19 protein-coding genes are annotated in these 18,732 nt (G+C 73.8%); 11 read left to right on the top strand and 8 right to left on the bottom strand.

What is annotated here, in order from left to right; translation table 11 throughout:
- Nucleotides 1-13 precede the first annotated feature (13 nt).
- Both MXD57_RS02495 and MXD57_RS02500 read left to right on the top strand, forming a co-directional pair.
- On the top strand, nt 14-2,044 hold the full coding sequence (locus MXD57_RS02495; RefSeq protein WP_250399587.1) for a HelD family protein: 2,031 nt from the start codon (nt 14-16) through the stop codon (nt 2,042-2,044).
- Nucleotides 2,045-2,154: 110 nt separating this feature from the next.
- Entirely contained in the window at nt 2,155-2,667 is a 513-nt protein-coding gene (locus tag MXD57_RS02500) for an HAD domain-containing protein (RefSeq protein WP_250399588.1), read from the top strand.
- On the opposite strand, the gene MXD57_RS02505 is transcribed toward MXD57_RS02500, so the two are convergent.
- Complete coding sequence (locus MXD57_RS02505) at nt 2,645-3,550, bottom strand: aminoglycoside phosphotransferase family protein (protein WP_250399589.1); 906 nt, start codon at nt 3,548-3,550, stop codon at nt 2,645-2,647. The two genes, MXD57_RS02500 and MXD57_RS02505, sit on opposite strands and share 23 nt — an antisense overlap.
- A gap of 75 nt (nt 3,551-3,625) precedes the next feature.
- Nucleotides 3,626-4,318 (bottom strand): TetR/AcrR family transcriptional regulator, encoded by a 693-nt coding sequence (locus MXD57_RS02510; RefSeq protein ID WP_250399590.1) that lies wholly within the window; start codon nt 4,316-4,318, stop codon nt 3,626-3,628.
- A gap of 53 nt (nt 4,319-4,371) precedes the next feature.
- Between MXD57_RS02510 and MXD57_RS02515 the strand changes: the two genes are divergently transcribed.
- Complete coding sequence (locus MXD57_RS02515) at nt 4,372-5,490, top strand: FAD-dependent oxidoreductase (protein ID WP_250399591.1); 1,119 nt, start codon at nt 4,372-4,374, stop codon at nt 5,488-5,490.
- A gap of 319 nt (nt 5,491-5,809) precedes the next feature.
- On the opposite strand, the gene MXD57_RS02520 is transcribed toward MXD57_RS02515, so the two are convergent.
- Nucleotides 5,810-6,352 carry a GNAT family N-acetyltransferase gene (locus MXD57_RS02520; RefSeq protein ID WP_250399592.1) on the bottom strand — a complete coding sequence of 181 codons (543 nt, stop codon included), beginning with the start codon at nt 6,350-6,352 and terminating at the stop codon, nt 5,810-5,812.
- Nucleotides 6,353-6,588: 236 nt separating this feature from the next.
- Between MXD57_RS02520 and MXD57_RS02525 the strand changes: the two genes are divergently transcribed.
- The 3 genes from MXD57_RS02525 (at nt 6,589) to MXD57_RS02535 (ending at nt 8,269) form a co-directional block, all read left to right on the top strand.
- Nucleotides 6,589-7,074 (top strand): helix-turn-helix domain-containing protein, encoded by a 486-nt coding sequence (locus tag MXD57_RS02525; RefSeq protein WP_250399593.1) that lies wholly within the window; start codon nt 6,589-6,591, stop codon nt 7,072-7,074.
- A 75-nt stretch (nt 7,075-7,149) separates the two neighbouring features.
- Nucleotides 7,150-7,812: a hypothetical protein gene (locus tag MXD57_RS02530; protein ID WP_250399594.1), complete on the top strand. Its 663-nt coding sequence runs from the start codon at nt 7,150-7,152 to the stop codon at nt 7,810-7,812.
- Nucleotides 7,813-7,918: 106 nt separating this feature from the next.
- Entirely contained in the window at nt 7,919-8,269 is a 351-nt protein-coding gene (locus tag MXD57_RS02535) for a DUF2516 family protein (protein ID WP_250399733.1), read from the top strand.
- Nucleotides 8,270-8,286: 17 nt separating this feature from the next.
- Here the strand turns inward: MXD57_RS02535 and MXD57_RS02540 are convergent, their stop codons facing one another.
- The 3 genes from MXD57_RS02540 to MXD57_RS02550 form a co-directional block, all read right to left on the bottom strand.
- On the bottom strand, nt 8,287-9,588 hold the full coding sequence (locus tag MXD57_RS02540) for a PP2C family protein-serine/threonine phosphatase (protein ID WP_250399595.1): 1,302 nt from the start codon (nt 9,586-9,588) through the stop codon (nt 8,287-8,289).
- A gap of 321 nt (nt 9,589-9,909) precedes the next feature.
- Complete coding sequence (locus MXD57_RS02545) at nt 9,910-11,001, bottom strand: C40 family peptidase (protein WP_250399596.1); 1,092 nt, start codon at nt 10,999-11,001, stop codon at nt 9,910-9,912.
- 270 nt (nt 11,002-11,271) lie between these two features.
- Nucleotides 11,272-12,123, bottom strand: a complete 852-nt coding sequence (locus MXD57_RS02550) for a class I SAM-dependent methyltransferase (protein WP_374114640.1) — start codon at nt 12,121-12,123, stop codon at nt 11,272-11,274.
- A gap of 289 nt (nt 12,124-12,412) precedes the next feature.
- Here MXD57_RS02550 and mshA point away from each other — a divergent pair, with 289 nt between their 5' ends.
- The 3 genes from mshA to MXD57_RS02565 all read left to right on the top strand — a co-directional run bounded on the left by mshA (nt 12,413) and on the right by MXD57_RS02565 (nt 15,158).
- Nucleotides 12,413-13,750, top strand: a complete 1,338-nt coding sequence (gene mshA, locus MXD57_RS02555) for a D-inositol-3-phosphate glycosyltransferase (protein WP_250399597.1) — start codon at nt 12,413-12,415, stop codon at nt 13,748-13,750.
- Nucleotides 13,743-14,243, top strand: a complete 501-nt coding sequence (locus MXD57_RS02560) for a YbjN domain-containing protein (RefSeq protein ID WP_250399598.1) — start codon at nt 13,743-13,745, stop codon at nt 14,241-14,243. Before mshA ends, MXD57_RS02560 begins: the two co-directional genes overlap by 8 nt.
- A 111-nt stretch (nt 14,244-14,354) precedes the next feature.
- Complete coding sequence (locus tag MXD57_RS02565) at nt 14,355-15,158, top strand: hypothetical protein (protein WP_250399599.1); 804 nt, start codon at nt 14,355-14,357, stop codon at nt 15,156-15,158.
- Nucleotides 15,159-15,215: 57 nt separating this feature from the next.
- Here the strand turns inward: MXD57_RS02565 and MXD57_RS02570 are convergent, their stop codons facing one another.
- Nucleotides 15,216-16,070 carry a helix-turn-helix transcriptional regulator gene (locus MXD57_RS02570; RefSeq protein WP_250399600.1) on the bottom strand — a complete coding sequence of 285 codons (855 nt, stop codon included), beginning with the start codon at nt 16,068-16,070 and terminating at the stop codon, nt 15,216-15,218.
- Between MXD57_RS02570 and MXD57_RS02575 the strand changes: the two genes are divergently transcribed.
- Nucleotides 16,069-16,518: a DUF2000 domain-containing protein gene (locus tag MXD57_RS02575; protein WP_250399601.1), complete on the top strand. Its 450-nt coding sequence runs from the start codon at nt 16,069-16,071 to the stop codon at nt 16,516-16,518. The two genes, MXD57_RS02570 and MXD57_RS02575, sit on opposite strands and share 2 nt — an antisense overlap.
- A 359-nt stretch (nt 16,519-16,877) precedes the next feature.
- Nucleotides 16,878-17,108, top strand: coding sequence for a hypothetical protein (locus MXD57_RS02580; protein ID WP_250399602.1), 231 nt, complete (start codon nt 16,878-16,880; stop codon nt 17,106-17,108).
- Nucleotides 17,109-17,201: 93 nt separating this feature from the next.
- Here the strand turns inward: MXD57_RS02580 and MXD57_RS02585 are convergent, their stop codons facing one another.
- The gene (locus MXD57_RS02585; RefSeq protein ID WP_250399603.1) at nt 17,202-18,479 is read right to left on the bottom strand and encodes an MDR family MFS transporter; all 1,278 of its coding nucleotides are present in this window, start codon (nt 18,477-18,479) and stop codon (nt 17,202-17,204) included.
- Nucleotides 18,480-18,732 lie beyond the last annotated feature (253 nt).

Below are 18,732 nucleotides of genomic sequence, written 5' to 3' on the forward strand. Positions count from 1 at the left end.
GTACGGTGGGGCCATGAGGTCATCCCGGCGCACCCTCGACGACACCCTGCACACCGAGCGCGCCCACCACGACACCTGCCGCGCCGCCCTCGCCGCCATGGTCGACGGTGCCGCCGCACAGGTCGTCACCGGTGAGGACGTCTCCGCCTCCGGTGCCGACGCCGAGGTGCTCGGGTACCGGCTGCGCAGCCGGGCCAAGGCGCTGCGCGAACTGCCCGAGGGCCCGCTGTTCTTCGGCAGGCTCGACTTCGCCGCCGACGATCCCGGGCACGGCGGGCAGAACTACCACGTCGGCCGCCTCCGGATCACCGAGGACCCGGCCGCCCCGCCCCTCGTCGTGGACTGGCGGGCCCCCGTCTCCCGCGCCTTCTACCAGGCGAGTGCCGGCGAGCCGCAGGGCGTCGAGGTCCGCCGCCGGTTCGGCTGGGCGGCGGGCGGCCGGGGCGACAGCGCCGACCTCACCGGCTTCGAGGACGAGCACCTCGGCCGGGGCGAGTCCCGGATCAGCGACATCGTCGCCGCCGAGATCGAGCGCCCCCGGGTGGGCCCCATGCGGGACATCGCCGCCACCATCCAGCCCGAGCAGGACGATCTGGTACGCGGCGACCTCACCGACTCCGTCTGCGTCCAGGGCGCCCCCGGCACCGGCAAGACGGCCGTCGGACTGCACCGCGCCGCCTATCTGCTCTACACCCATCCCAGGCGCGTCCAGCAGGCCGGAATGCTGATCCTCGGCCCCAACCGCACCTTCCTCTCCTACATCGCCGAGGTGCTGCCCGCCCTCGGGGAGAGCGGCGTGCGCCAGGCCACGCTGCTCGACGAGATCGCCCGCCACCCCGTGACCGGCGCCGACCCCGCCCGCGCGGCCGCCCTCAAACACGACGCCCGCATGGCCGAGGTGCTGCGCCGCGCCCTGTACGCGCGCGTGTCCACCGACGGTGTCGCCGACCTGGCCGTACCGGACGGCTCCTACCGGTGGCGGGTGTCCGCCGCGCGGCTGGCCGGCATCGTCGAGGAGGTGCGCGCCGAGCGGCAGCCGTACGCGGTCGGCCGCGAGCGGGTACGGGCCCGGGTGGTGCGCCGCTTGCTGGAGCAGGCCGAACGGCGCTCCGGGCCGCCTCCCCGTGCCTGGGTGCGCCGCATCGAGCGGGCGCGGGCGATCACCGCCCGGCTGGACACCGTATGGCCGAAGGCGCGGCCCGAGGAGGTCCTCGCCGCGCTGCTCACCGACCGCGCGGTGCTGGCCCGGGCCGCCGAGGGGCTCCTCGCCCCGGATGAGCAGGAGGCGCTGCTGTGGGCCCGCCCGCCCCGCTCGCACCGGTCCGCCCGCTGGTCGGCCGCCGATCTCGTCCTGCTCGACGAGATCGCGGGGCTGATCGAGCACCCCGGGGGGTACGGGCACATCGTCGTCGACGAGGCGCAGGATCTCTCGCCGATGGAGTGCCGGGCCGTCGCCCGGCGGGCCGAGTACGGGTCGCTCACGGTACTCGGCGACCTGGCCCAGGGCACCACCCCGTGGGCGGCCCGCGACTGGCGCGTACAACTGCGCCACCTGGGCAAACCGGACGCGGCCGTGGTGCCCCTGACCACCGGGTTCCGGGTGCCCGCGGCGGTGGTCGAGCTGGCCAACCGGCTGCTGGCCCGGCTGGACGTGCCGGTACCGGCCGCGACCTCCCTGCGGACGGACGGAGAGCTGACCGTACGGCCCACCGACGACGTGCCCGGCACCACCGTGACCGCCGTGCGCGCGGCGCTCGCCCGGGAGGGCTCGGTCGCGGTCGTCGCGGCGGACGCGGACCTGGCCCGCGTCCGGGACGCGCTGACCGATGCGGGCATCGGGACGGCCGGCCCGGGGGAACTCGGCGCCCGGGTCGCCGTGGTGCCCGCGAACCTGGTCAAGGGACTGGAGTACGACCACGTCGTCGCCGTGGAGCCGGCCGCCGTCGCGGAGGCGGAGGCGCGGGGCGCGAACCGGCTGTACGTGGTGCTGACCCGGGCGGTCTCCCGGCTGGACGTCGTACACACCCGGCCACTGCCCTTCTAGGGTCTTTCGCGAAGGTTCCGCCCGCCGCCGGACGGGCGGCGGGACTCTCGCGACAGGCCCGGGTGCCGCGGCTTTCGGCCGGTGCCCGACCAGGGGCATCCTGAACGGTGATGCTGCTCTTCCTCGACGTCGACGGACCGCTCATCCCGTTCGGGGCGGACCGGGCCTATCCGGTGTACGACCGCGGCCCCGCCGGGCCGCCGGCCGCGGGCGGCCATCCGCTGCTGCACCGCGTCGACCCGGCGCTCGGCGCGCGGCTGGACGGGCTCGGCTGCGAACTGGTGTGGGCGACGACCTGGATGGACGACGCCAACGCGTGCCTGGCGCCCTGGCTCGGGCTGCCGGCGCTGCCGGTCGTGCGGTGGCCGGACGAGGACGAACCGCCCGGCCTGCCGCACTGGAAGACCCGCCCGCTGGTCGACTGGGCGGCCGGCCGGTCCTTCGTCTGGCTCGACGACGAGCTGACCGAGGCCGACCGCGCCTGGGTCGCGGTCCACCATCCCGCGCCCGCCCTCCTGCACCGGGTCGACCACCGGTACGGCCTGACCGACGCCGACTTCACCACCGTGACGGAGTGGCTGCGGCTGTCGGCCGCACCGCTCAGCCGGCCGCGGCGTCGGTGAGGATCGCCCGGAGCCGGGCCCGGCACTCGGCGACGAAGGCCGGCCAGGTGTGCCAGTAGTAGGAGATCCCGCTGACGCCGACCGCGATCGCCCAGGCGCGGGCACGCTCCCAGGTCGCGTCGTCGAGGTCCAGAACGTCCCGGTAGGCCCGGCGCGCCCGCGCAGGCAGGTCCCACACGGGCGCGTGCTCGGCGTCGGGGAAGCCGACCGAGAGCGCTCCGAAGTCGATGACGGCGTGCAGCGCGCCGTCCCGGACCAGCAGGTTGGTCGGCCTGAGGTCGCCGTGGAGCCACACATGGGGTCCGCGGGGTTCGGGCAGGGTGAGCGCCGCCCGCCACAGCCGTTCCAGGGCGTCGACGTCGAGTCCGGGGCCCACGGTGGCCCGGCAGCCCTCGAAGGCCGCGCCGACCCATGCGTCGCAGGGGCCGAGCAGGCCGCCGCGGTACCAGCTCAGGTCCCCGGCGCGCGTCGCCCCCATGAGGTCGGCGCCGTGCAGCGCCCGCACCACCGCCGCCAGGTCGGCGCCGAAGGCCGCCCAGTCCCGGACGGTGTCCGGCCCGGCCTCGTCGCCGTCGATCCAGCGGTGCACCGACCAGGCGACCGGGAACGCGTCGGTCGGCGTCCCGGCGTGCACGGGCTCGGGGACCGGGCAGGGCAGGAGCGGTGCCAGGCGGGGGAGCCATTCCTGCTCCTTGCGCGCGGACCCCGCGGCGGCGGTCCGTGGCAGCCGTACGAGCAGGTCCTCGCCCAGCCGGTACATGGTGTTGTCCGAGCCGGCGCCCACGGGCGCCAGCGGCAGGCCGGCCCACTCCGGGCGCTGGGCCCGCAGCAGTGACCGGATGAGTGTCTCGTCGACCGGGATCTCGTCCTCGTGCAGTGCCACCACGGCAGTCTCACGGCTGCAGGGAGCGGGATGCCAGTGGATTTCCGCGGGCTCACCGCCGCCGGGGGCGGAGCCTCACGCCGGCGGTGGGGTGAGCCGGGCGGCCACGGCGTCGAGAACCCACTCCAGGCCGGTCGCGAAGGACGTCCCGGCGTCCACGTCCGTGCCGTCGTGGACGACCTTGGCCAGCGCCGGGAAGCGGCCCGTGGCCAGCATCCTGGTCACGTGCGGGCCGGCGGCGCGCTGCCAGTCGCGCTTGGACAGACCCGTGGCGCGCTCGGCGCGCAGGTTCGCGATCTCCCGTCTGATCGCGCCGGTGAAGTAGGCGCTGACGGTCTCCACGGCGCGCATGACGGTGTCGACGTCGGCGAGGCCGTCGAGGGTGGCCAGCGTGGCCTCGGTCACGGCGAGGCCGTTCGGGCCGAGGGCCGGGCGGCCGCCGAGCAGGTCGGCCAGCCACTCGTGACGAAGGGCGGCCTGCCTGGTGCGGTGGGCGAGCAGGCGCAGCGCCTCCCGCCAGTCGGCCGGCGGCTCCTCGGGGACGATCTCGGCCTGCACCTCGTCCACCATGAGGTCGAACAGCTCCTCCTTGGTGGAGATGTATCCGTAGAGCCGCATCGGGCCGGCGTTCAACCGGGCGCCGACCTTCCGCAGCGACACCGCCTCCAGCCCGCCCTCGTCGGCCAGCGCGACGGCGGCGGCGACGATCCGCTGCCGGTCGAGCGGCACGGGGCGAGTCGGCGGCTCGGGCCGGTCCCACACAGTCATGGTCACACCGTACCCTTGCCATACATCGTATTGAAAAAATACAGTGTATCGACATGAGACATCGCATCGCAGTGGTCGGGGGCGGTCCTGCCGGTCTTGCCTTCGCCCGTGTCCTGCATCGTCACGATCACCCCGTCACCGTCCTCGAACGCGATCCCTCCGCCGACGCCCGCCCCCCGGGCGGCACGCTGGACCTGCACGAAGGGATGGGCCGGCTCGCACTGGACAAGGCGGGGGTGCTGGCGGAGTTCGAGGCGCTGTCCCGTCCGGAGGGGCAGGCCATGCGCATCCTGGACACGGACGGGAGAGTCCTGCGCGACTGGCGGCCCCGTCCGGATGACCGGGCCAATCCCGAGATCGACCGAGGGCAGCTCCGTGACCTGCTGCTCGGCCCTCTCGACGTCCGGTGGGGGCGGGACGTGACCCGGGTGGTGCCGGGAACCCGGGACGGCGTGCTGGTCCACTTCGCGGACGGGCGGCAGGAGGCGTTCGACCTCGTGGTCGGCGCGGACGGCGCGTGGTCCCGGACCCGCGCGGCCGTCTCGCCGGTGACGCCGCACTACACCGGCGTCACCCTGATCGAGACCTCCCTGGACGACGTCGACACCCGCCACCCCGACCTCGCCCGGCTGATCGGCGACGGTTCGGTGGCCGTGTACGGCGTGAACCGGGCTGTCGTCGCCCAGCGCAGCAGCGGCGGACACGTCAAGGTGTACGCCCAGTTCCGCGCGCCGCTGGACCGGCACCCGGACCTGGACCCGGCCGACGCCGGGGCCTCGCCATCAGGTCTGCTGGCGCTGTTCGACGGCTGGGCCGCTCCCGTCCTCGACCTCCTCCGCCACGGCACCGCCTTCGTCCGCCGTCCCCTCCACGCCCTGCCCGTGTCCCACACCTGGACCCACGTGGCCGGGGTGACGCTACTGGGCGACGCCGCCCATCTGATGCCCCCGCTGGGGGCGGGCGCGAACCTCGCGATGCTGGAAGGAGCCGAACTCGCCGAGGCCGTCGCCGCCGGGCCACGAGACCTGGACGAGGCCGTGCGCGCCTTCGAGGAACGGATGTGGGAACGGGCCGGCAGGTGGGCGCGGATCACGACGGCCGGCCTGGAACGCCTCGTGAGCCCGCACCCCGCCCAGGCCCTCGCCCTGTTCGACGGGGTTCATCCGTCCTGACCGCGAGGCGCGAGCGTGCCGGCGCCGGCGGCTCGCCGCGGCCTCCTCGTGTGGCACGGCCTCCCGGTGCGGCGCGGGGGCGCGGGGCGCCCGGGACCCGCTCACGGCGCGCCGCGGACTCGACGGGGAGGCGCGGACGGACGGGGGGCAGCGGTCCTCCGTTCCCGGCGGAGGGGATCGCCGGGAACGGGCTGACCGGAAACGGATCGGCTCCGCTGGGGCAATCGCCGGCCGAGCCGTCCCGCTGGGGGCGAGCGGAGCACCCTGAGGGGTTTCACCCGCGGGTTCGCGGTGAAGTCGCGGCGCTGAGAGCCAACCGTCACCGCGGAGTCGTCGGACCTGCCGGGAGAGCCCGTACGGACTTCTCGAAGAGCGTGAACGACTTCGGCGTACCGCCGGGCTGCGGCTTGCCTTCCTTGCGTCCGACAACCCGGTAGCCGGCGTCGAGGTAGTACGCGTTCAGGCGTGCGTTGCCGGCCAGGCAGTCCAGACGCACCAGCGGTCTGCCCGCCTCGGCCACGCGGCGCTCGGCGACCCGCAGAAGCTCCCGCCCCGTCCCGGGCGGGACACTGCCGTGGTCGACCATCAGCCGGTGCACATAGCCGGCCGTCGGTGGCTGCGGCCCCCAGGCGTCCTCGTCCTCCCACCACAGCTCCCAGGCCCCGACCACCCGCTCGGCTGCCTCCGCGAGCCACAGCTCCCCGTGCTGCGCGACCCGGCGGAAGTGATCCCCGCCCAGCTCGCCGGGCCGCCACTGACCAGTGACGCCCAGGGTCAGCATCCAGCGGGCGGCGCCGTCGCGCAGACGCACCACAGCGGCAAGATCGGCGTCGCGGGCCGGGCGGAAGCGTAGATCGTCCACGGGGTGATCTTCGCACGGGTGTCCGCCCCCGTGCCGACGAGACGGACGGCGTGCTCCGGCGGCGAAGCGAGGGCGAGGTGGCGCGGCAGGGGGTCGTCGGTCGTGTCTGGGGCGGCCGCCAATCCGAACCCGGGCACGGACGTCGGTGACGGCCACGGTGGCGTCCTCGGGTGACGCGACACACTCTTGCAAGCAGGTGCTTGCAATTGTTAGCGGAAGTGCTGCATGGTGGAAGCATGGCATCGCTCAACGTCGGCAATCTCGGTGAGTACCTTCGCGAGCAGCGGCGAAACGCGCAGCTCTCGCTGCGGCAGCTCGCCGACGCCGCCGGGGTGTCCAATCCGTACCTGAGCCAGATCGAGCGCGGGCTGCGCAAGCCCAGCGCGGAGGTGCTGCAGCAGGTCGCCAAGGCGCTGCGCATCTCCGCCGAGACGCTGTACGTCCGCGCCGGCATCCTCGACGCCGAACGGGACCGGGACGAGGTGGAGACGCGCGCCGTCATCCTCGCCGATCCCTCGCTGAACGAGCGGCAGAAGCAGGTGCTGCTCCAGATCTACGAGTCCTTCCGCAAGGAGAACGGGTTCGGGGTCGGCGAACCGGCGGCGGAGGACGGGGAGGCGGCGGATCGGACCGGCGACACCGATGTCCCGAGCGACACCGCCGTACGCGGCACCCGCACGGCCGGCGGCAGTGATGCCGGTCCGCGGCGGACGGCCGGATAGCCGGACCAGGGCCCGGCCGCCCAGACCGCGGACACACCAACCTCAGCCGAACGCGAATCCGGGAGGACCATCACCATGGCCATCACCGACGACCTGCGCAAGACCCTCAGCGACCCCAAGCCGCTCTACTTCGCCGCCGGCACCGCCGACCTCGCACTCCAGCAGGCCAAGAAGGTGCCCGCCCTGGTCGAGCAGTTGCGCGCCGAGGCGCCGGCCCGTATCGACGCGGTGCGCAACACCGACCCGAAGGCCGTGCAGGAGAAGGCCGCGAGCCGGGCCAAGGAGGCCCAGACGACCTTGCAGACCAAGGTCAACGAGTTCATCGGCACCCTCGACGTCGACCTGAAGAAGTTCGGCGAGAACGCCCAGGACCTCGCCCTTCGCGGCGTCGGCGTCGCCGCCGAGTACGCCGTCAAGGCGCGCGAGGCGTACGAGAAGGTCGCCGAGCACGGTGAGCAGACCGTGCGGAACTGGCGCGGCGAGGCCGCCGAGGAGATCGAGGACCTGGCCATCGCCGTCGAGGGCAGGCCGGAGCCGGGCGAGATCCGGACGGAGCCCGCCACGGCGAAGAAGCCCGTGGCGAAGGAGCCCGCCGTCAAGGAGCCCGCCGTCAAGGAGCCCGCCGTCAAGGAGCCCGCCGTCAAGGAGCCCGCGGCCAGGGAGGCCGCCGCGAAGAAGACGCCGGCGCCGCGCAAGGTCACGCCGACCGCCAAGAAGACGACCCCGCCGGCCAAGTGAGCGCGTCCGGCAGGACCTGAACGGGCCGGGCACCCTTGGGGTGCCCGGCCCGTTCTACGGGTACGGTGGCCGCGTACGGATCGGGAGACAACGGGCGGTGGACAGCATGCTGATGTTGGGCTTCGCGGGGTTCATGGGGATCCTGAAGATCGTCATGATGGCCCTCGCCGCGTTCGGGCTCTTCGACGCCGCCTTCCGGCGCGAGGACGCCTTCCGCGCGGCCGACAAGCAGAACAAGGTCTTCTGGCTGATCATCCTCGGCATCGCGCTGGTGGTCAGCTACCTGTTCTCGCTCCTGTCCATCCTGCCGATCGCCGGTGTGATCGCGAGCATCGTCTACATCGTCGACGTCCGTCCCGCGCTCAAGCAGGTCTCCGGCGGTGGCGGCGGCTGGGGCCGCCGCCGCGGCGGAAGCAGCAGCGACGGCCCCTACGGTCCGTACAACGGCGGCCGCTGAGGCGGGACCGCCGGTGGTCAGGGCGTGCGGTCCAGCAGGACCACGGCCACGTCGTCGGTCAGCTCGCCGCCGTTGAGGTCGCGCACCTCGCTCACGGCGGCCCGCAGCAGGTTCTCACCGCGCAGGCCCTCGTCCAGTTGGCGGCGGATCATGTCCACCATGCCGTCCTGGCCGAGCCGCTCCCCATCGGTGCCGACGCGGCCCTCGATCAGGCCGTCGGTGTAGAGCATCAGGCTCCACTCGGCGCCCAGCTCCACCTGCATCCGGGGCCAGCGGGCACCGGGCAGCAGGCCCAGGGCGGGGCCGTTGTTCTCGTACGGCAGCAGCTTCGGGGTCCGGCCGGGGCGGGCGATCAGCGGCGACGGGTGACCGGCCAGGCACAGGCCCGCCCGGCGGCCGTCGGGCGCGATGTCCACCGTGCACAGCGTCGCGAAGATCTCCTCGTCCGCGCGCTCGTGCTCCAGCACCTCCTGGAGCGTGCCCAGCAGCTCGTCCCCGCACAGCCCGGCCAGCGTCAGCGCGCGCCAGGCGATGCGCAGCTCCACGCCGAGCGCGGCCTCGTCCGGGCCGTGGCCGCAGACGTCGCCGATCATGGCGTGCACGGTGCCGTCGGGCGTGCGTACGGCGTCGTAGAAGTCGCCGCCGAGCAGGGCGCGGGAGCGGCCCGGCCGGTAGCGGGCGGCGAAGCGCAGCGAGGAGCCCTCCAGCAGGGGCGTGGGCAGCAGGCCCCGCTCCAGCCGGCGGTTCTCCTGGGCGCGCAGCCTGCCCTCGGCGAGCCGCCGCTCGGCGCTGTCGGAGCGCTTGCGCTCCACCGCGTAGCGGATGGCACGGCTGAGCAGCCGGCCGTCCAGCTCGTCGCGGAACAGGTAGTCCTGGGCGCCGACGCGCACGGCCTCGGCGCCGCGCTCGGCGTCGCCGGAGGCGGTCAGCGCGAGCACGGCGTGCCGGGGCGCGAGCTGGAGCACGTGCCGGAGCACGGCCAGTTCGTCGGCGTCCTCGTCGTGCGGGCGGCCGGGCGCCGGGAGCGCGAGGTCCAGCAGGATGCAGTGGACGTCGTCGGTGAGCAGCCGCTCGGCCTCGGTGAGGTTGCGGGCGGTGCGGACACGGACCGGCTTGCCGGAGGAGTCCAGCATGTCGGGCACGATCGGCAGGCCTGCCGGATCGTCCTCGATCAGCAGCAGGGTGAGAGTGGCGCTGTTGGCGCCGGCCGTGGCGTTGCGGTGAGCCTCTTCCTTGAGGGGGCCGCCGTGGATGACGGCCTGCGCCTGACCACTCTCCACGGCCGGGATCGCTCTCTGCCGCGGTACGGGTACGGGCATCGTCCTGTTTTCCTTCCCTCCCCCCGAGGGCAGGCGGGGCGAGGGACCTCGACCCACCGACGGGTGACCATAGCGGTACTGCCCGCCCCGATGGAATGGTGTGAGCCGCGTCGCTCGCGTGCAGGCCGCCGTCATATGCCGCGATTCGTAACGCAGTTGGACAGGCCGCCCGGGCGGCGGGGATGACGAAGCTCACGTATCGCCCGGGTTTGCGCCGGGGTTGGCCGTGCGGTGGGTCACACGGCCGGGGGTGCGAGGGGGGCGCGGGGGAGTGCGGACGGGCGCGCGGGGCCCGGCGTGCGGGCCGTCACATGAGCCGGGTCACGCGTCCGGCCGTACGACGCCCAGGATCGGCATGGTGCCCGCGCCCGCGACGGTCACCGTCCGCCCCGGCCGCGGGGCGTGGATGATCCGGCCGTCCCCGGCGTACATCGCGACGTGGCTTGCGTCGCCGAAGTAGATGATGAGGTCGCCCGGGCGCATGTCCTCGATGTCGACGTGCTTGAGCTGTTTCCACTGCTCCTGCGAGGTGCGCGGGATGGGGCGGCCGGCGTCGGCCCAGGCCTGTGAGGTCAGGCCGGAGCAGTCGTAGGAGTCGGGGCCCTCGGCACCCCACACGTACGGCTTTCCCAGTTGGGCGGTGGCGAACTCCACCGCTTCGCGGCCCTGCTTGGAGGCCTTGGTCCTGACCTCGTCCAGGACGCCGGTGTCCAGCCACTTCGTCTGCGCCTTGTCGGCGGCCTCCGCCTCCAACTCGGCGAGCCGCTCCTTCTCCTTCTCCTCCAGCCGGTCCTCGAGCCGCTCGGCCTGAGAGATCTGCCGCTTGATCCGCTTCTTGGCGGCGGCCTTGGCCTTGCGGTTGACCTCCAGCTTCTTCCACTGGGCGGAGGCGTCGTCGGCGTAGTCCCGCAAGTTCCGCTGGGTGCGGGTCATTTCGTCGATCAGCTTGTGGGTGGCGCGCTGGCCGTTCAGCACCGTCCCGGCGCCGTCGGCGAAGCGCTGCGGGTCGTCGCTGAGCAGGAACTGGGCGGTGGGGGGCAGTCCGCCGGTGCGGTACTGGGCCCGGGCCGACGCGCCGGCCTGGTTCCTGAGCCGCTCCAGCCTCTCCTGACCCTCGGTGATCTTCTTGGTCAGCGCGGCGATCCGGGCGGACTGCTTCTTCGTCTTCTCCTCGGCCGCGTTGTAGGCGTCGGTCGCCACCGCCGCGTCGTGGTAGAGCCGGTCGAGTCTGGCGCGGACCTTCTCCAGGTCCTTGCTCGGCGGGGGAGTCGGGCTCGGGGACGCGTCCGGTGTCGCGCTCGCGCTCGGTGTGGGCGTCGGAGCGGCGAAGGCGGTGCCGGGCGCCGCCAGCACGGTCACCGCGCAGACCACGGTCACGGCGGCCATGAGCAGGCCGCGCTTGCCCGTTCCCATACAGTCCCCCAAGCTGGTTAACCGTCAGTAACTTGTGGTGGTCCGATGGATCGTGCCACGGCGGCGTGCAAAACGACAGAGGTCAGCGGAAGTCGGCTCTCCGCGCGTCGTCCGTGCCACCCCCGTGCCCCCCGCGCACGCCTCGGCCACCCACCGTCCCTCCGGCCGCCTGCCCCGTGCCGGTGTCGGCCACGACGATCTCCTCGTCGATGTGACGAACGAGGCACCGAGATCGTTCCGGGTGGCCGGTTCGGGTGGATTCCCGCGGCTTCAGTGGGCGCGCGGCGCCAACGCGCTCCAGGCGACGGTCACTTCCCCCTGCCGCCAGCGGCCGGCCGTGTCCGTCACGGGCCAGTCCGTGCCGAGGTCCCGCACCGCGCGGATCCAGCGCTGGCGGGCGCCGTACGAGGCGTAGGGAGCGGCGGCGGCCCAGGCGCGGTCGAAGTCGCGCAGGAAGGCGTGCACCGGCTCGCCGGGGACGTTCCGGTGGATCAGCGCCTTCGGCAGCCGCTCGGCGAGGTCCGAGGGCCGCTCCAGCGAGCCCAGCCGCGTCGCGAAGGTCACCGTCCGCGGGCCCAGCGGGCCCAGCGCCACCCAGACGTGCCGCCGGCCGATCTCGTCGCAGGTGCCCTCCACCAGCAGCCCGCCGGGCGAGTCGCCGTCCGCCGGCGCGAGCCGTGCGCACAGCCGCCGCCACACGTCGGCGACCTCGTCCTCGTCGTACTGCCGCAGCACGTTGGCGGCCCGCACCAGCACCGGGCGCCCCGGTACGGGGATCTCGAAGCCGCCGTGCCGGAAGGCCAGTCCGTCCCGCTCGAAGGGCCGGGCGGCGGCGACCCGATCCGGTTCGATCTCGACACCGACCACGCGCGCGCGGGGCGCGACGCTGCGCAGCCGGCCGAGCAGTTCCACGGCGGTCCAGGGCGCGGCCCCGTATCCGAGGTCGATCGCCACCGGATCGGCCGCGCGGCGCAGCACGGCACCGTGGGTGGCGGCGATCCAGCGGTCCATGCGGCGCAGCCGGTTGGGATTGGTGGTCCCGCGCGTCACGTTCCCCACGGCGGCGCTCCCCCTGCTCGGGCGGAGCCGGGGGTGGGGGAGGGGCGTGACGCGGGCAGTCATGCGTACGAGGGTAAGCGGGGCCCCGCGGCGGCCGGCCCCCGTGCGGTCCTCGCCTCGGCCCCCGTGCGGTCCTCGCCTCGGCCCCCGTGCGGCCCGTGCCCTGGTCGCCGGGTGGTGCGCCCGCCCCGAGGTGCACGCGGACGTCCATCGAACGGTTGAGCGAGATCAGGTCATGATTCGGTAAAGGCGCGTGATCGGGAAATGGCGGGGCACTCCTCGGCTGTTGCACCCCCTGGAGGGCGCGATCGGTCCTCCGACCTGCATGCCCGCACCGAGGAGGAACGCCACCGTGAGCCAGTACGCCGGCAGGCTCGGGCGTCGCTCCCCGGCGGCGCACCCGCGGCTCAGGCTGCACCGCAGGCCCCGCCGGGTCGCCATGCTCTCCGTGCACACCTCGCCGCTGCACCAGCCCGGAACCGGTGACGCCGGCGGCATGAACGTCTACATCGTGGAGCTGGCCCAGCGGCTGGCCGCGATCAACATCGAGGTCGAGATCTTCACCCGGGCCACCGAGGGCGGCCTCCCGCCCCGCGTCGACCTCGCCCCCGGCGTCCTCGTCCGGCACGTCGACGCCGGTCCCTACGAGGGGCTGGCCAAGGAGGACCTGCCCGCCCAGCTCTGCGCCTTCACGCACGGCGTGATGCAGGCGTGGGCCGGCCACCGCCCGGGCCACTACGACCTCGTCCACTCCCACTACTGGCTGTCCGGCCACGTCGGCTGGCTCGCCGCCCAGCGCTGGGGCGTGCCGCTGGTGCACGCCATGCACACCATGGCCAAGGTCAAGAACGCCAACCTGGCCGACGGCGACACCCCCGAGCCGGCCGCCCGCGTCATCGGCGAGACCCAGATCGTCGCCGCCGCCGACCGTCTCATCGCCAACACCGAGGAGGAGGCCGGCGAACTCGTGCGGCACTACGCCGCCGACCCCGCGAAGGTCGCCGTCGTCCACCCCGGCGTGAACCTCGACCGGTTCCGCCCCGCCGACGGCCGCGCCGCCGCCCGGGCCCGCCTCGGCCTCCCGCAGGACGCGCTGATCCCCCTCTTCGCCGGCCGCATACAGCCCCTGAAGGCGCCGGACGTGCTGCTCCGGGCGGTCGCCGCCCTGCTGGAGGAGCGCCCCGAGCTGCGCTCCCGCACCGTCGTCCCGGTCGTCGGCGGCCCCAGCGGCAGCGGGCTCGCCAGGCCCGAGGGCCTGCAGAAGCTCGCCGCGCGCCTTGGCATCGCCGACGTCGTGCAGTTCCGCCCGCCGGTCGGCCAGGAGCAGCTCGCGGACTGGTTCCGCGCGGCCTCGGTCCTGGTCATGCCGTCCTACAGCGAGTCCTTCGGGCTGGTCGCCATAGAGGCGCAGGCGGCCGGGACCCCGGTGCTCGCCGCCTCGGTCGGCGGTCTGCCGGTGGCCGTGCGCGACGGCGCCACCGGCTTCCTCGTGCGGGGCCACCGGCCCGCCGAGTACGCGCGCGTACTGGCCCGCTTCGCCGACCACCCCTCGCTGACGGACCGCATGGGCGCGGCCGCCGCCCGGCACGCGCTGGGCTTCGGCTGGGACACCGCAGCGGCCGCGACCGCAGACGTCTACACGGCCGCGACCCAGTCCCACCGTCGTCGCGTACGCTCCCAGCATGGGTGATGTCGAACAGGCCACGCGGGTCGTCGAGGACGTCCTGAAGGACGCGGAGCTGGAGTGGGAGAGCCCCGGAGCCGGGACGTACGTCGTCAAGCTCCCCGGCACCCGCAAGCTCTCCACCACGGTCAGCCTCATCGTCGGCCGCCACACCCTCTCCCTCAACGCCTTCGTCATCCGGCGACCCGACGAGAACGAGGCGGGCGTCCACCGCTGGCTGCTGGAGCGCAACCTCAAGCTGTTCGGCGTGGGTTACGCCGTGGACCGGCTCGGCGACATCTACGTCGCCGCCCGTCTGCCGCTGGCCGCCGTCACCCCCGAGGAGACCGACCGGCTGCTCGGGCAGGTACTGGAGGCCGCCGACGGCGCCTTCAACACGCTGCTGGAACTGGGCTTCGCCTCCGCGATCCGCAAGGAGCACGCCTGGCGGGTGTCCCGCGGCGAGTCGACCCGGAACCTGGACGCGTTCAGCCACCTGATCGAGCGCCCGGCCGACTGACGGGACCGGATCGAGGGGGCTCCAACCGCCCTCCGCGCGCGTGCTGTTAGCCTGCGGCGAACCGAACTCTTACCGGTCCCTTACCGGTCTCTCACCAGCAAGAGGTTGTGCATGCGCGCAGGCAGATCCGGCTTCGCGGTCGCGCTCGCGGGAGCGCTCGCCCTGGGGGCGTACGCCGCACCGTCCGCGGCGGCGGCGGACACCGGTGTCACGGTGTCCGACCTGGTCGTGAACGAGGGCAAGTCCGTCATCGTGGGCACCACCGCGGAGGTGAAGCCCGGCTTCACCTTCCACATGGCCCTGCCGTCCGGCGTCCGGGCCGACGACGTGACCCCGTTCCCGTACCTGTACCACGACACCACGGCCGCCAAGGGCGCCGACTCCGGCGGTATCTACACGGGCTTCACCTCCTGCGACGCGGCCGGCACGCGCGCCGCCGAGTGCACGGGTGAGCTGTACATCGAGCCCCGCTGGCAGCTCGACTCCAACAACGACGCGACGACCTGGAAGGCGGCCGTCTGGGTTCGCGTCTGGAACTCGAACGACCAGCTCAAGGGCGAGGAGTACCTGACCGGCTTCAGCTCCGTGCCGGTCAAGCGCGCCGGGAAGGCCACCGTCAACGCCTCGCCCGAGCCCGTCGCCAAGGGCGGGAAGCTCACCGTGACCGGCCGGCTCACCCGCGCCGACTGGGTGAAGCACACCTACACCGGATTCGGCGGCAAGGCGGCCAAGCTGCAGTTCCGCAAGGCGGGCACCAGCACCTACTCCACCGTCAAGATCGTGCGGGCCGACTCCGCGGGCTACCTCAGGACCACGACCACCGCGGCCACGGACGGCTACTGGCGCTGGATCTACAGCGAGACGTCCACGACCGGCGGCGCCAAGGCCGCCGGCGACTACGTCGACGTCAGGTGACGGGACGCGCCCTGACCGGGCCCACTCCGACCGGGTCCACTCCGACCGGGCTCGCCCTCACCGGGCACTGAGCCGGTAGCGCCCCGGCGGCACGCCCACCAGCTTCTTGAAGTGCCGGGTGAGATGGGCCTGGTCGCAGAACCCGGTCGCCGCCGCCACCTCACCCGGCGGCAGCCCGTCCAGCAGCAGCCGCCGGGCCCGGCCGACCCGCCGGGACATCAGGTACTGGTGCGGCGGGATGCCGTAGGCACCGCTGAACGCCCGCACCAGGTGGGCCGGATGGGCGTGCAGCAGCCGCGCCGCGTCGGCGAGCACCAGCCCCTCGGTGACGTGCTCGTCGAGCAGCTCGCGCAGGGACCGGGCGAGGCCGGGGCCGCGGCCGGGACGGCGGGCACCGCCGTCCCGGCGCCGCAGATGCCCCCGCAGCCGCTCGCCGACCAGTGCCAGCCGGCTCTCCGCCTCCAGCTCGTCGCCGGGCCGGGCCAGGGCGCAGTGCAGTTGCCCGACCCGCAGCCGCAGCACCGGGTCCCGCAGATCGGGGGCGTCCACGGCCGGGCCGATCAGCTCGTCGGCCAGGTGGCTGCCGTCGAGGTAGAGCACCCGCTTTCGGAAGCCGCGCGGGGTGGCGGGTGAGCCGTTGTGCGGCACGTGCGGAGGCAGCAGCGACACGGAGTCGTGCGGGGTGCCGTGCTCGTGCCGGTCCAGGTCGTAGCGCACGGCGCCGTCGTCGACGATCAGCAGCGTCCAGGCGTCGTGCACGTGCATCGGGTACGCGTACTCGGTGAAGTGCGCGTGGAAGACCTCCACGACACCCGGGACGCGCGGGCGCCAGGCGGAGACGTCGGGATGGTCGGCGGCCACGCAAAGAACGTACAAGACCGCAGCGCGCCGCGGTCGGCAGTCTCGGTCCATGAACACCGAACCGCACGCCGATCCGGCCGCCGCCCCCGTCCGCTTCGACACCAAGATCGCCGTACTGCTCCGTGCGGACCTGGCGCCCTGGCAGCGCCTGAACGTGACGGCGTTCCTGGTCAGCGGCCTGGGCAGCCAGGTCCCCGAGGTGATCGGGGAGCCGTACCAGGACGCCGACGGCGTTTCCTACCTGCCGATGTTCCGCCAGCCGGTGCTGGTCTTCGAGGGCACCGGGGAGACGCTCACGGCGGCCCACGCCCGGGCTCTGGCTCGCGCCCTGCCCCGGTCGGTGTTCACCTCAGAGCTGTTCGCCACCGGCAACGACCGCGACAACCGGGCGGCGGTGCGGGCGGTGCGGACCGCCGGCCTGGATCTCGTCGGGCTCGCGGTGTACGGCCCGCGGAACGGGGTGGACAAGGTGCTGAAGGGTGCCCGGATGCATCGATGACCGAATCTGCACAGCGTGTGCGCAAGCCCGGGCCCGTGAGGGCGGTCGGTGCCGAGTTGTCCGGATCGGGTCCGCCCTGGCAAGAGCCGCGGCCCCCGCCGCGCCGGACCGCATGTGGAGAAGCTGCCCGCAACCCATGACCAGGTGGTCACGGATGCGAAGCCGGCGTCCCCAACCGGCCTGTGGCGCAAGCCGGTCGACTGGATGCCGGACACCCTCCGTGATTTGATCCATCGCGCCGCCGGGTTCACGCCAGGTCGTCCGGAAACGGATGTCCCCAGCCCGCGGTCGCGGCCGACCCGTCCGTCCCCGACGGGGCCGCTCCCCTTGTGGAACCTCCGACGAAGGGCAGTTTCGACATGACCTCCGCTCCCCAGGTCCAGACCGCCGAGATCTCCGACGCCGAGCTGGACGGCGTCTCCGGCGGCCTGAACCCGCAGGCCGGCGTCGTCGCCGGTCCCGCCGCGCTCGACAGCACGGACCTGATGGCCCAGCTCGGCACCGTCACGGACACGGTCCAGGGCGCCGCCGGGCAGCTCCAGGGCGCCGCCGCCCAGTTCAACCGGGTCGGCGTCTACGCCTCCCTCTGATCGGCCGGGCGTCGCCCCCGGCCCCCCGGCGACGGACGAGCCCCCTGCCCGCGGAACACCGCGTGCGGGGGGCTCGCCCCTGTCACGTCCCGCTCAGGCCGAGCTGAGTTCGGCCGCCGGGTCCGCGTCCGCGGGGGAGGTCCCGGGCGACCGCCGCTCGGCGGCCGGCCTGCGCATCAGCACCGCGTACCCGATCCCGGCCACGGTGCCGACGCCGGCGCACATGGCCCACAGCCACCGCGCGCCGAACCGGTCGATGACCGCGCCGGACATCAGCGGCGCCACCAGCGCGGCCACGGACCACGACAGCGTGTACATCCCCTGGTAGCGCCCGCGCCCGTGCACCGGCGACAGCCGCACCACGAGACCGGTCTGGGTCGGGGCGTTGACGATCTCGGCGAGCGTCCACACGCACACGGTGAGCGCGAAGACGCCGACCGACCCGGCGAACGCGGTGAGCCCGAAGCCGTACCCGGCGAGCAGTGAGGAGGCGACGAGGAGCGTGCGCGGGTCGCGGTGCTCGATGAAGCGGGTGACGGGGATCTGCAGCGCGACGATGAGGACACCGTTGACGGCGATCGCGAAGCCGTAGTCGGCGGCCGTGAACCCGGCCCGGCCCATGGCCACCGGCAGTCCGACGGACCCCTGCTGGAAGACGAGGGCGACGAGGAAGGACAGCCCGACGACGGCCATGTACCGCCCGTCGCGCAGCACCGTGCCGAGGCCGACGTCACCGTCCGTCCGCCGCGCCGTGGCCACGGGCCGCGACTCGGGCAGCTTCAGGAAGACGACCACCGCGCACGCCAGGGTCATCCCGGCCTCGATCAGGAACCCGGCGAGATAGCTGAACTCGGCGATGAACCCGGCCGCCATGGAGGAGACCGCGAAGCCGAGGTTGATCGCCCAGTAGTTCAGCGAGAACGCCCGCACCCGGTCCTCCGGCCGGACGATGTCGGCCATCATCGCCTGCACGGCGGGCCGGGAGGCGTTGGAGGCCATGCCGACGAGGAAGGCGACGCCGGCGATGGTGACCGGGTCCTGCATGAACCCGAGCACCGCGACGGACACGGCCGTGGCGGTCTGGGCGATCAGCAGGGTGGGCCGCCTGCCGAGCCGGTCGGCCATCACCCCGCCCCCGAGCGAGGAGACGACCCCGCCGAGCCCGTGCAGCGAGGCGACGAGACCGGCGTACGAGGCCGAGTAGCCCCGATCGAGCGTGAGGTACAGCGCCATGAACGTGGCGACGAACGCCCCGAGCCGGTTCACCAGGGTGCTCGTCCACAGCCACCAGAACTCGCGGGGCAGTCCGGAGACGGTCTCCCGGGCGGCACGTCTGAGACGGGCGACGGACGCGACGGACGCGACAGACATGGACGGGACCCCCCACGGGTACGGAGATGTAAGCGGCTCACTAGGCAAGCGCAAATTACATCCGCGGCGCGGCCGACGGCCACTCGATTAACGGGAGGCCGTCCCCGGGCCGCACCGGGGCCCGGGGAAGCAGCTCCCGAGCGGTACCGGACGCCTGGTGCCGAAGGCCCCGAGCGGGCCCGCGCGACGCGACGGACCGTGCGACGGGACGGACCGTGCGACGGGACGGACCGTGCGACGGGACGGACCGTGC

The sequence above is a fragment of the Streptomyces cellostaticus genome, from assembly GCF_023630175.1.
GTDB classification, from domain to species: Bacteria; Actinomycetota; Actinomycetes; order Streptomycetales; family Streptomycetaceae; genus Streptomyces; species Streptomyces cellostaticus_A.